This window comes from Ensifer sp. 2TAB8, from assembly GCF_052115125.1.
In the GTDB taxonomy this organism is placed as follows: domain Bacteria; phylum Pseudomonadota; class Alphaproteobacteria; order Rhizobiales; family Rhizobiaceae; genus Ensifer.
On record NZ_JBFRGB010000024.1, the window covers coordinates 44,333 to 56,385 of the forward strand.

Below are 12,053 nucleotides of genomic sequence, written 5' to 3' on the forward strand. Positions count from 1 at the left end.
TGAACATGGATACTTTGAGAATTTCCTGCGCGCACGACCTTGCCTATGTCCCCCAATATGTGGGCCTGGCGACTGGTCGGTTCGCCGCGCAGTCGATCGACCTTACGTTCTACAAGAGCAATGGCACGGTCGAGGACACGGTCGGAGCGGTCAATCGGGGTGATGTCGATCTTCTGCTTGGAAGTTGCGTTTACGGCCTGAGGCTGGCGGAGACAGGGATGAACCCGGTCATCGTGGCGCAAAGCAACCAACAGACCCGCCATATGCTCGCGCAGCGCTTGGACGGAACCGCTGCACTTGCCTGGCCTGACTTGCGCGGGAAGACCATCGTCGTCTATCCCGGCGAAGCGCCGACCGCCTGGGCGGCCTTTGTCTATGCGCTCGGCCGGGCGGGACTGACACTTGCCGACGTGAAGCTTATCTTCGGTTTCACCGCAGAAGACGCCGTGGCCGAGTTCGTGCGGGGTGTCGGCGACGTGTTCTTCGTCGATGGCGAGGTGGCACTACGCGACGACCTGCGTGTGACCCTGCCTGTCAGCAGCCAGGCCGGTCGTCTTCCCTGGAGCGTCTACTTGGCCGATCGGACGGTGCTGGAAGCGAAGCGGCAGCTCTTTACTCGCTTTGCCGCGGCGCTGGACGACAGCCAAAAATGGCTTGCCGCGCAATCAGCCGAAACCATCGCCAGCACTGTGGCGCCCTATTTCCCGCACTATACACCGGAGCGGCTCGTCAAGATCCTTGCCTGTTATCAGTCGATCAGTCTGTGGGCGTCGACGAGCGCTGTCCAGCGCGACCAGCTCGAGCGCTGGTCCACGGCCCTCCAGCAGAACGGGTTGCTTGCGCAAGGCAGGCAACTGACGGATCACCTCGGTGTTGTTTGACCGCCCCTTGGCCGAAATCGCGGAAAGGGCGCTTGCCGAAAGGCAGCTGCTGCCGGCCGCCTATGCGGCGCTTTTCGCAAAGATCGGGCGTGAAGATGCAAAGCTGCATTCCCTGTGTGATCCCGCCTGGAGCTGGATCGAGAAGGAGCTCGCCCGGCTCGACGCGCGGCTTGACGCGGGCTGCGGCAGGCCGCTTGCCGGTGTTTCTCTCGGTGTGAAGGATACCATCGCCGTCGCCGGCCTGCCGACCAGGGCGGGAACCCCTGTTGATCTCGGGGAGCTTCTGCCCTTGAAGCCAAGCGCGGCCGTGGCCGCGTTGCAAGATGCGGGCGCAGTGGTTGTTGCAAAACAGGCGACGCACCAGTTCGGCTCGAGCGCGGGGCCTGCCACGACGCGCTCGTTGCGCGGACCGGACCACTACGCCGGCGGCTCGACCGTGGGCGGAGCAGTCGCAGTTGCGGCCGGCTTCACGGCGCTCGCCATTGGGACCGATGGCGGTGGTTCGTTGCGCAAGCCGGCGGCTCTTGCCGGTGTTGCCGGTCTGCGTCCAAAAAAGGGAACGATCTGCGACGAGGGCGAGGTCAATGGCGCACTCTTCGGGCAGAGCACCGGGCTGATTGCCCGCAGCGTGGCGGATATCACGGCTGTGATTGAGCGTTGCCCGAGCATGCTGCGCACGGCGCTGGAGGCGGAACAGCCTGGTCCGCTCGTCGTCGGCATTCCCGATGCAGCCCGCAGCGCTATTGTACCAGCTGCAGAGCAGGCACTTGATGCTGCGGCTGAAAGGCTGGTGCAGATGGGGCATGCCGTCGTGCCGGTGCCGCTGTGGATCGGCGAGGCGGCGAGCCGCGATTTCCTGATAGCCGTGAATTTCGACAACTGGACCTTCCATGCTCCGCTATTGGCGGCCCATCCGGAGATCTATATGCCAGCCGTCGCCCGCACGATGCGCCAGGGTGAGGTGATTGCGCCGGTCGAGGCGGCTGCGGCAAGGTGTCGGCTTGCCGATCATCGCGCCCGCTTGCTTGAGGCGGCGCTTTCAAGCGGCGTCGATCTTCTCCTCACGCCCAGCCTTCCGTCGCCGGACGCGCGCAATGGTGCTGCAAGCCCGCAGGACCTTTCCGCAACTACCGGGCGTTTCACCATCCTTGCCAATATCTACGATCTCGACAGCGTATCCCTGCCGCTCCTGCGGGAAGAGGCGGGCACCCGCTCAGTGATGCTGACCGGGCTGGGCATTTCGCTTGCGACGCTGCTTGCCTGCGCGCGTCAGTTGGAGATGTCCAATGCATGAAGAAGAACTCTCGCGCCTCCTGCGCCAATGGCTTGACGAGACTGGGGCACCGGGAATCTCGGTGGCCGTGGATGACGGTCGGACGATCCGATGCCTTGTCGCTGGCGTTGCCGATCCTTTGACGCGAACGCCGGTAAGCGCGCATTTCGCTTTTCAGTTTGGCTCTGTGTCAAAGATGGTCACGGCCTTCCTTTTGATCGAAGCGCTTGCCGACAGAGGACTCGACCTGGAAACGTTGGCGGTTGCGATTGCGCCGGATCTTGCAGCCAGCAATGATCTTGCCTTTCATAGCGTCACCGCTCGCCATCTCCTCAATCACACGAGTGGGCTCGATTCCCAATGGTGGGCGGATATGGGGCAGGGCGGTGAGGCCCGTCGAGCTGCTGCCCGTGCCATCGTTGCCTTGCCGATGATCGCAAGGCCGGGCGATCTCTTCTCTTATTCCAATTCGGGCTATGTGCTTGCCGGCTATCTGACGGAAGTCCTGACTGGCCAGATCTGGGAGGCCTTTGCGGAGGACCGGATCGCCCGGTATCTCGGCGACCATTCCCTTTCGGCCCGGGCGGAGACGTTCCTCGTGCGACCGACGGCGACGGGCCATGACGCACCGCCATCGGAAGGTGCCCCCGCACTGCCGGCCGCCCGCTGGTATGCGCCTGTCGCGCTGGCGCCCGGCGGCGGCCTGGCCGGAACGCCAGCAGACCTTGCGAGGCTGTTGCGCGTCCTGCGTGGGCGACTAGGACCGAATCAACGGCCTTCGCTCGTGCCGACGATCGGCTGGCGCTATGCCGGTTGGGCACCAGGGATCGCTCGCTACGGGTTCGGCGAGAAGACCTTCGCTTGGGGACATGACGGCACCACAGTCGGCCAAGCATGTGCCGTGCGTCTTTGTGAGGGCCGACCGGAAACCGTCGTTGTCGCTACCAATGCCGCTTGGACCGCTCCGCGTGTCGGACGGCTCGCGGATAAAATCCTGCGCACCGTCACCGCCACCCCTGACCCTGGGGCCTTCGTCGAGCCCCTCGCAGGATACGAAGATTGGACAATGCCGCCGGAAGCCGATCCGTCGGGTTGCTACGCTCGGCTGAACGCGACGTTGACCGTGGCCATGCAGCCGAACGACGAGCTCCTGCTCGCTGAAGCTTACTCCCCGCAGGACGCTCTCCACTGGTTCGGTGCCAAGACCGCAGACGCAGCCGGCCCCGCCCAGGAGCGCCTCCGGCAATGCTCGCCCCATTCCTTCGCCGCGGCCGACAAGGAACTCCACTTCCTGCGCCACCCCAAAGCTCCCGGCCGTCTCTATGCGCACGACGGTATGCGAGCGACCCCAAAGAGCACCCGCTTTTGGCTGTGAGGGGGTGAGCACCGGCAAGCAGCGGATCCAGGCGTGAGGTAGGAAGAGGAGGGCGACCGCGACCGGCAATGCGGATCGTCCGCTCGCATCGATCATCGCGATGTCGCGAGTGATCATTCCATGGCGAGTCCGCGGCCGAAGACCGGCCGTCGACGCCTACGCGCCCCTGCCAAATCGATGTTCGAGATACGCCACGCCAAACGACACGATGTCCCGCGCGCCGAAGAGGTGGCAGAAGGCGTCTCCAACTTGGCCGCTTCGATGCCGGTTGATCGCAACATAGGCTTTGGCGATCGTTTCGACTGCGTCCGGCTCGCCGTCGACCGCAAAACAATCGAGAATACCATTGCTGTCAAAGTCCTCGGCAGTCTCCCACACCGTTTCGCCATTCGGGCCACGAAGCGGCATCTCATAGGTCACGCGCCGCTTGCCGGGGATATTGGCTATGGCTTCCGCGTAATGCAGCGCGGTAACGGAGTTCAAGGGTGCACCCAGCAGGAGGACATTTCCTCCCAGTTCGACAAACCGTTCGACAGGCGAACCTTTTCCCAGTGCCTGGCCGAGGCGATGAGGCTCCGTCAACGCTTCAGAAAGAGGCCCAATCGCAACCATCGATGCGTCAGGGTGAGCGCTACGGCGCGCGCCGGGCGCGTCGACAAGGAATTGATTGAGCAGGCCAAAGCCCGGATGTGTTCGAGCAGTTGCGGGGTCGAACAGCGGCCAGGCGCGACGAAGTTCGTCAGGCATCTGCGCGCCGTTCAGTGTTTCCTCGTAGGGCGAGAGGTCCCATGAAGCATATCCCATGAGTGTGCCCGATGGCCCGACTGCGTCGAGAAGTGCGCCGACAATGGCGGATGCTCCGCCTTCGACGGGGCCAAGGGCTTTCAAAGAGGCGTGAACCATCACGAGGTCGCCCGTTCGCACACCTAATCGCTGAAGATGCGTCGCAATTTCAGTCCGGGTTTTCATCGAACCGGCTCGGATGGCCAAGATATTCGAAATCAGGCCGCCAGGGCCAGTGCGACCATCCAGGCGACGAGYGCGATCGAAAGCCAAAGCCAGGCGTGCCTGTTGCGCTGCCGACGGGCGCCTTCCCAATCATAGGACATGACGTTCCTCCTCTTGGAAGCAAACAATGCCCAATTGAGGTCGGATGGAAAAGCGAGTTCTACGCGATGTTCACAGTATACATCCGACAAGCTGCAGCGAGCACCACGACCTAGAGGGCTTCGCTTGCGACCTTGGCTGCCACCGATACTAAAAGCGCTGCCAGAGCTACGGCCGTTCCGAACCTCGCGATCTTCATCCGGCGTTCGCGACGACCATTCCAGTCATATCCCAAGAGCGGCTCCTCCCGTTTGCGTTTGATACTGGTCCACCAAAGCTTCAATCGACCTTGCGCCCTCGCTGACGCTCCCGAAGCAATGTGATGTATCGGCGCCGGATGCCGTCGATGGGCACGTCGCCGGCGATCCACAGTTTGAGCAGAATCTCAAACTCGGTGTCACGCTCGATCGCCATGCCGCGCTCGGCCTATTTCGCAATGACGCGATCGGCGATTTCCTTGCGCGTGGCCATGTGCTTCCCGTTGCCTCCTGGATCCGGCGTTTGCTACCTGGAGACAAAGGCCTTTCGGCAGTCGCCAGGGGCCGCTGACGAGGACGACTGATCCGCAAGGGAACCCAGCGTCCCGCCGATGTGGTCGGCCTGTTGCCTGGTCAATCTGAACTGTAGCGCCGACACATCCGTAAGGTTTGGATCGACGCTGAACTCGATCCTCAAAAAGACGTCGCCGGTTTCATCGCCGGTGATTGCCTCGGCTCTCCAACCGACAACGGCCGATGACCTGACATTGCCACGCCCATCCGTACTCCAATCGTTCATGCGCTTGCGAACCTCTCTCATTGCGAAAACCAACGACAGAAAAGAAGCGTCCTGACCGCGCCTATCGGGAAGAAAGTCCGGGAGGTGCGCGTATGAGAATTGGTACATACCAGTGTTAAGCAATAGTTTTAAATTGCCCGTTCGGCATTCGAAAATTACGGCTTACTAAAAGATCGAAACGACAATAGCGCCACACTGTGTCTTTCCTGCTGTTGGCAGCTCCTTTCCAGGGCGAACATCTTCCCAACCATGCGATCAGGTGTGCGCTCGAACCTGCATCGCCGCCAGCATCTTGCGCCCATCTGCAGGCTTCCTATCTCTACTGAAAATCCTCGACATGGAGGCTCGAGATGAATCGGCCGGCACTAAACGCAATTCCTGACCACGAAATTGAAGTGATCCCGCCGGAGCGGGATGAGGCGGGAAACACCGTGATCTGTCTCTGTTGCCACAGGAAGCGGTTGGCTTCCGGCATGGATGCCGACGGTTGCGGCATATGTGAGGAATGCCTCGCGCCGTGACGCAGCCGGAGCCGGACCTTCAGCCCGAAGTGCTCATCGCGTTTGAGAAAGCCCTTGCAGAAATGCGCGAAGGCTACGTCCACGGAAGCTTCGAAGGCCGGCCTTGGGGCGTGACGGTCAGACGTTCACTCGATCGGAAACGGGTCTGGCTCTATGGCGAGGAGTTGGGCGGGACGGACGTTGTCAGCTTCAATCTTTATGTGCTTTCCGGCTCGGGCTTGACGCTCAAGCCTTGCGAAATGTCCTCGTCGAAGGTCATCGATTTCGTGTTGGGCTTTAAGCCAACCTAGGGCGTACCTGCTCATTGCGTTGGCTTGCGGTGTCGGGGCGTCCGGCTGTCCAACGAGCGACTGGCCGGAGACGGTGCCTTTACCCTTACAATTTCTGGCTTTGTAGTTCCTCGAGCAAGGCAAGCAAAGCGACGACGTCGATTTGGAGATCCCGACAGATTTGCTGAAGTTCGCTCACCAGATCCTCTTGACGGGGGGCTTCGTGCATCAAGTGGTCGTGCGCGGTCGACGCGACGGCATAGGCCTCGAAGAGTTCATACAAATCTTGGCTCTTTGTGGAGCGGAGCTGCTGACGGCAACCGGGAAGCGCCATCGCCAGGCGCGCTCGGCCCAAGTGCATCAATCCCATGACTGTCTCTCCCGTTTCATGACATCGGAAAGCCACCGCCGCTCTGCCCGCTGTCGCGACCCGGTTCCTGAAGTCGCAGCTACGATGGCCGGCTTATTTCGAGATCGTCAGCGCGGGCTTTGGCAGGACAATCGCGACAGCCTGCCCACCATTATCCAGGGACGCACTTCCGATAAGCAGGTACGCTGCGATTGCCACCATCGTGACGATCGTCACCGCGAGCGGGAGACCCGTCGAAGACTGATGCTTCGGCTGTCCGTATCTATGCACCTCGTACACGCTGGCCTCCTCGAGATCTCAACCGGCAACGACACCAGGACGGTCCGAAGGGATGATTGATCCGCCCTGGAGCCGTTGCCCGCCCATGGCCGCTAAGGGCCGAACCGCCATGGGCTGGTAATGGAGGAGATAGGGCGTTCGGACTAGGCAAGAACGGGACTAGGACCTTTACCGAGCCGGCATCGGACTGAAGTCCGATCGTGGAACCTTTTGCGCTTGCCGACTTTTCGAGTGCCCTTTCGATGAGTACCGCCACCAACGCGCAAGGTCGGTCGTCGGTCTGAGGGGCACAGGTTGTAGTCTGAGGGTATTTTTACCCTATTGCCGCGGTTCTGCCTTAGATTGTATTCGGCACGACGATGTGAATGACAAGCATGGCAATGGCGAGAGAAACACCCTTCAGCGCGGTCACGCGCAAGATGCTCGACAACTGGCTCCAGACCGATCCCGAGCAACCGACGTCACCAGAAATGGTCTATCGCGACATACTTGAAATGTTGTCGATAAAGATGCGCCTGACCGTTTTCACGGTTGAGGGCAACGACCCGAAGCGCTGGTTCATGAAGGCCGTCCGGCATTCCGGTTTCACGTCCCGTATTCTCAACATCAACAAGATCTTTGCCGACGCCTATATCGGTGAATTCAAGGACCAGACCTACATGGAGGAAGCGGTGATCCCGCGGCTTCTCCAGGTCATGGCCAGCCAGCAGCCTTCCATGGAACTGGTCAAGACGAGGCTCTTTGGTATCAATCTCGGCTACGACCGTATTCTCTTGCCACAACGCAACACCGACCGGCCCCAATGGATCATCTCATCCTCCTACGCCCAGTTCCTGCTTAGTCCGCCACGACGGATCGAGCAGATGGACGTCGCCGACGAAGCCATCATCCAACTGCTGGTAGAGGGCGCGACCGCAAAGGAGATCGCGGTATCGCTTTCCATATCGCACCGCACCGTCGAGCATCGCCTGGAGCGAATGAAGGAACGATACGGAGCCAGGAACACCGTGCACCTCGTGGCGATGCTGATCGCCACCCACCTTGACCGCTCGGCAGAACGTTAAGGGGCAAGCAAGACCCGCGGGGTGTCACCTGAACAAGAGAAGGATCGCTTCGGCGTTGTTGTTGGCGATATGCAGCGATTGCGTCGCCAGTTGTTCCTGGGCCTGAAGCGCCTTTAGCCTGGTCGAGACCACATTCATGTTGGCATCGATGAGGCGGCCGATGCCTTTGTCGATGGTTTCAATCAGCCTGTTTGCAAATTCCGACTGCATGTCGATGCGTTTCTTCAGCGCGCCGAGAACGGACGCGCCTTCCACCACCCTTTGGCCCGCCACCTCCATGTAGTTGATGTAGTGGTCGATCAGGTCGGGGTTTTCTTCGATGTCGATGGCGAGGAAATTGATCGCCGGAAGCGGCTCGATGCTGACGACGATGTTCGAGAACGCCGCGCTCGTTCCCGAACCCCATTTCCGGTCCGCTGACGGGTCCGATTTTAGGATGATCCGGCCCGGATCGGCGGAGGATACTGCGATAATCGCGTCTGGCCAGTCCGCATCGAGCAGGGAGTGAAGGAGGGCCACCATCTCATCGGCCGTTTCGACGGCGCCTGTGTCCTTCCCAAGAAGGTTGTTCACATATGTCCGGTCAAATGAATACGACTTCGCAGGAGCTCCGTTCAGAGAGAACTGAAAGCTGACCTGGACACCGTCAGGATTGTTCCCGTCGATGTGGAGCGTAAATTGCTCAAATGGCAGCGTTAGCCCCGATCCTCTTTCACCGAAATCCGATTTTTGTATCAGGCCGCCTGTGCTGACGCCGGTGCTGCTGAGGTTCGCGATCTCGACATAAGAGCCGTCCCCGTGCGTCTGGCCCGTTGTAATACTCATGAGGAGGTCGTCGTGAACCCAGTTGTTCGAGCCTGGTGGCTCGTAATGGCCATAGCTCGCGCTGACAGACGCCCCTTCCGGGCCCAGCAACGTGTTCAACAGCCCCGCAAACTGGGTGTTCGTCGAGATCACGCCACCCAGGCTTGCGTCATAGGCATCAACCTGTGCCTTGGTGATCGTTATGGTCTGCTTGTGTCCTGCGTAGTATGGACCTGGGAGGTCGCGCAATTCGGCATCAATACCAGTGTCCCCCGACGGGTCGTATTCCTTGTCCAGGATGATATCGAACTTGATTTCAGCGCCCGCACTATTGAAATCGGGCGGCGAGCCATGCGGGAAATTGAAAGAGAACGTTCCAGCTGAGCCTGAGTTCTGCGCTGGGTTCATCCAGCTCGTTCCGGTTTCGGTGTAGTAGATCGTGGCCGAAGCCCTCACAGGGTAGAGGGTGTCGTACCTCATTCCGCCGATCGTCTTCACATCGCGCGGGTCTGCCTGGAGCAGACCTCCACCCGTGGTGTTGAATAGGCTGATCTCGTCAAGGTGAAGGTCTATCGTGCCTACGGAAACGCTGCCGGACGACCTGGAGAAAGACGAAACCAGCGACACCTTGTTCATGTCGATGTCGTAGATCTGTCCGATGTCCGTATTCAGCCAGTTCTGACCGCCGAAGCTCGAAGACGTGGCGATGCTTACGATCATCTGCTTGAGTTGGTCGAGTTCGGATTGAACTTTCGCCTTGTCGACACCGGGCTCCTTCGCGGCGACGAGCTTCGCCTTGAACTCGTTGAGGACGTCTATGACGGCTTCCATCCCGGCGTAAGCGGTATCGACCTTGGCCGCGCCGAGACCGAGGGCGTCCGACACCGCGGAAATTGATATTCGGTCGGAGCGCATGGTCGTTGAGATCGACCAGTAGGCGGCATTGTCGGCGGCTGTGCGGATGCGAAGCCCCGAACTGGCCTCGCTCTGGGTGTTGGTAAACTCGGAACTGATCGACCTGAGTGTCTGAAGGGCCGCCTTTGCGGAAAGATTGGTCAAGATACTGGTCATCAAACAGCGCCGCTTCTATAAATTCTTGAAATGAACGGTATCGTCATGATGCCAGCCAGGCTGCACGAGCCACCGGGCGACTATGGTTTGCAGAACCTTAACGGAAGCGGCTGACTGGCAGGGTAGAAATACCCCGGGGCAGATGAGGCCCACTTTCTCCACTCGAAAAGATTGACCGAAGCGTATGGTCTTCAGAGCTCTAGGGGGCGATGCGGCGATCACCGGTCGCGAAGGCCGCATTGCCTTCGTATCCACGCGTCAGTTGTCGCGGTCCGTCGATTGGCGGACGTGCGCCCGGTCGTCAACCTGGCGACCGGTTTTCCGCGTCATCCGAAGGTCTCTGAGGCTGCTGCTGGTTCGTCCTGTGCTTCAGGAGATAGGCACTGGCAGGTTGGCGTTTGCTGCCCGTGTAGTGTTGGTTTGCGCCAATGCCCGTGTAGTAGTCTCCGTCGCATTCTTGCGCGGAAGAAGAATGGGKGGCGATGATTGCCATGGAAGCGACGACAGCCGCGAACAAGATGCTGCGTTTCTGTTTCATGGCGCGTCCTCCCGCGTTTTGCGAAATTGCCCGATGCAGATGCTACCATAAAGGCGACGCAAGGCCCTGGCGGGCAGCAGCTTTTGCATTCGCAATATATCACATTAAATGAAGCCCGACAGTTTCCAGCAACGCGTTCCCTAAGGCGTGGGGCGGGAATGGGTTGCGCCAGCTCTCATGCTTCAGGGCGGGCGTTTCACCTCTCCATCCAATCGAGACACGGCCGCTGCATCGCTCTTTGCGCCGTCGCAAGGACGCTCACCGCTCGGGCCGCTAGCACAGTACCCGAGCTCCCCATCGTGTAACCGTGGTCGGGGAGATTGCTGAGAGGGGGAGGCACAGCGACAATGTCAGTGAAACCGCAGTCCGACTGGGATCCCCGGTCCGATCTTGTCCTGTCTGACCAAATCGCCGCTTATGATGCGGTGCGCCGGCATTGTCCGGTGGCCTATAGCGATTTTCTTGGTTGGTCCTTGTTTCGTCATACCGATGTCGTGCAGGTTCTGGACGATCACGAGACATTCAGCAGCGTTGTCTCAAGCCACTTGTCGGTACCGAGCGGCATGGATCCGCCGCAGCACACGGCTTATCGGCAGTTAATCGACTGCCATTTTGAAGCCGCGCGCGTTGAGGCATTTGAACCGGAATGCCGCGCAATCGCCGCAGATCTGGTAGACGGCCTGCAAAGGGGCAGGGAGATCGACCTGGTCGCAGATCTTGCCAGGCTTTTCGCCGTGCGGATTCAGTGCGCGTATCTTGGCTGGCCCGATCGCCTGCATGAGCCGCTGCTGGAGTGGGTTCGCAAGAACCACGAGGCGACGCTGGCCAAAGACACGAAAGTGATGGAAGCGATCGCGCTCGAGTTTGACGGCTACATCTGCGATTTGCTGGCGGAGCGGCGCGTAAACGGCGGTCCTGTGCCGGAAGACATCACGACCGATCTGTTGAGAGAAGGGATCGGGGATCGGCCGTTGAGCCATGAAGAGATCGTGAGCATCCTGCGCAACTGGACGGTTGGCGAACTCGGCACGATCACTGCTTGCGTCGGTATTTTGGCCCACTATTTCGCGGAAAATCCGGCGGTTCAGCAGCGTCTTCGGGAGGACATGCACCTGTTGCCTGCCGCGATCGACGAGATTTTGCGGCTGCACGCACCGCTCATTTCAAATCGGCGGGTGGCGACCCGTTCCGTGGAAATCGGGGGACGCGAAATCGCTGCTGGCGAACGCATCACGGTGATATGGGCGTCTGCAAACCGCGACGAGGCGGTCTTCGGCGACCCGGATGAGTTCCGCCTCGATCGGCTTCCCGAAGAGAACCTCCTTTATGGCCGTGGTATCCATGTCTGCCCAGGCGCGGAACTGGCACGCCTTGAGCTGCGCGTGCTCGTGGAGGAACTCCTGAACCGTACCCGGTGGATCGCGCTGGCGCCCGGTCGGCAGCCGATAACGGCGGTCTATCCGGCAAGCGGTTTTGCCGCGCTTCCTATGCAGCTATCGTAGCGGCAGTCGGCTCTTGCCCAACGCCCGGGTGGCGGATTGGCCGAACGGCCGATCTTCTTACCATCAATCTCACGTACGGGGAGTGGGGGCATCCGGCTCATTTTCAGTGCCGATGCATCTGCCAGGGCTTTGATGCTGTGGTTCCAGAACCGCCCGGAAAGGCGTCGCAGGCGACCCTGGAACCACGTTTGCGACCATGGCGGTGGATGTCGCCAAGGTTGT

11 protein-coding genes are annotated in these 12,053 nt (G+C 60.4%); 6 read left to right on the forward strand and 5 right to left on the reverse strand.

Features of this window, described 5'->3' with window-relative positions:
* Positions 1 to 5 precede the first annotated feature (5 nt).
* The 3 genes from AB4Z53_RS28160 to AB4Z53_RS28170 are packed head-to-tail and all read left to right on the forward strand — an operon-like array spanning position 6 to position 3,529.
* Positions 6 to 881, forward strand: a complete 876-nt coding sequence (locus tag AB4Z53_RS28160; RefSeq protein ID WP_113540183.1) for an ABC transporter substrate-binding protein — start codon at positions 6 to 8, stop codon at positions 879 to 881.
* Positions 871 to 2,175, forward strand: a complete 1,305-nt coding sequence (locus tag AB4Z53_RS28165; protein ID WP_441598835.1) for an amidase family protein — start codon at positions 871 to 873, stop codon at positions 2,173 to 2,175. Before AB4Z53_RS28160 ends, AB4Z53_RS28165 begins: the two co-directional genes overlap by 11 nt.
* Positions 2,168 to 3,529 carry a serine hydrolase domain-containing protein gene (locus tag AB4Z53_RS28170; protein ID WP_441598836.1) on the forward strand — a complete coding sequence of 454 codons (1,362 nt, stop codon included), beginning with the start codon at positions 2,168 to 2,170 and terminating at the stop codon, positions 3,527 to 3,529. Before AB4Z53_RS28165 ends, AB4Z53_RS28170 begins: the two co-directional genes overlap by 8 nt.
* Positions 3,530 to 3,685: 156 nt before the next feature.
* Here the strand turns inward: AB4Z53_RS28170 and aac(3) are convergent, their stop codons facing one another.
* Both aac(3) and AB4Z53_RS28180 read right to left on the reverse strand, forming a co-directional pair.
* Positions 3,686 to 4,498 carry an aminoglycoside 3-N-acetyltransferase gene (gene aac(3), locus AB4Z53_RS28175; RefSeq protein ID WP_441598837.1) on the reverse strand — a complete coding sequence of 271 codons (813 nt, stop codon included), beginning with the start codon at positions 4,496 to 4,498 and terminating at the stop codon, positions 3,686 to 3,688.
* Between the two features lie 417 nt (positions 4,499 to 4,915).
* A complete protein-coding gene (locus AB4Z53_RS28180) occupies positions 4,916 to 5,050 on the reverse strand; it encodes a hypothetical protein (RefSeq protein ID WP_441598838.1) in 135 nt (44 codons plus the stop codon).
* Between the two features lie 868 nt (positions 5,051 to 5,918).
* Here AB4Z53_RS28180 and AB4Z53_RS28185 point away from each other — a divergent pair.
* Positions 5,919 to 6,224 carry a hypothetical protein gene (locus AB4Z53_RS28185; protein ID WP_113540189.1) on the forward strand — a complete coding sequence of 102 codons (306 nt, stop codon included), beginning with the start codon at positions 5,919 to 5,921 and terminating at the stop codon, positions 6,222 to 6,224.
* Positions 6,225 to 6,309: 85 nt separating this feature from the next.
* Here the strand turns inward: AB4Z53_RS28185 and AB4Z53_RS28190 are convergent, their stop codons facing one another.
* A complete protein-coding gene (locus AB4Z53_RS28190; protein ID WP_291151503.1) occupies positions 6,310 to 6,573 on the reverse strand; it encodes a hypothetical protein in 264 nt (87 codons plus the stop codon).
* Positions 6,574 to 7,217: 644 nt separating this feature from the next.
* Between AB4Z53_RS28190 and AB4Z53_RS28195 the strand changes: the two genes are divergently transcribed.
* On the forward strand, positions 7,218 to 7,916 hold the full coding sequence (locus tag AB4Z53_RS28195) for a response regulator transcription factor (RefSeq protein ID WP_441598839.1): 699 nt from the start codon (positions 7,218 to 7,220) through the stop codon (positions 7,914 to 7,916).
* A gap of 24 nt (positions 7,917 to 7,940) precedes the next feature.
* Here the strand turns inward: AB4Z53_RS28195 and AB4Z53_RS28200 are convergent, their stop codons facing one another.
* A complete protein-coding gene (locus tag AB4Z53_RS28200) occupies positions 7,941 to 9,791 on the reverse strand; it encodes a flagellin N-terminal helical domain-containing protein (protein WP_441598840.1) in 1,851 nt (616 codons plus the stop codon).
* Between the two features lie 301 nt (positions 9,792 to 10,092).
* Entirely contained in the window at positions 10,093 to 10,329 is a 237-nt protein-coding gene (locus AB4Z53_RS28205) for a hypothetical protein (protein WP_441598841.1), read from the reverse strand.
* A 347-nt stretch (positions 10,330 to 10,676) separates the two neighbouring features.
* Between AB4Z53_RS28205 and AB4Z53_RS28210 the strand changes: the two genes are divergently transcribed.
* Entirely contained in the window at positions 10,677 to 11,831 is a 1,155-nt protein-coding gene (locus AB4Z53_RS28210; protein ID WP_113540194.1) for a cytochrome P450, read from the forward strand.
* Positions 11,832 to 12,053: the final 222 nt, after the last annotated feature.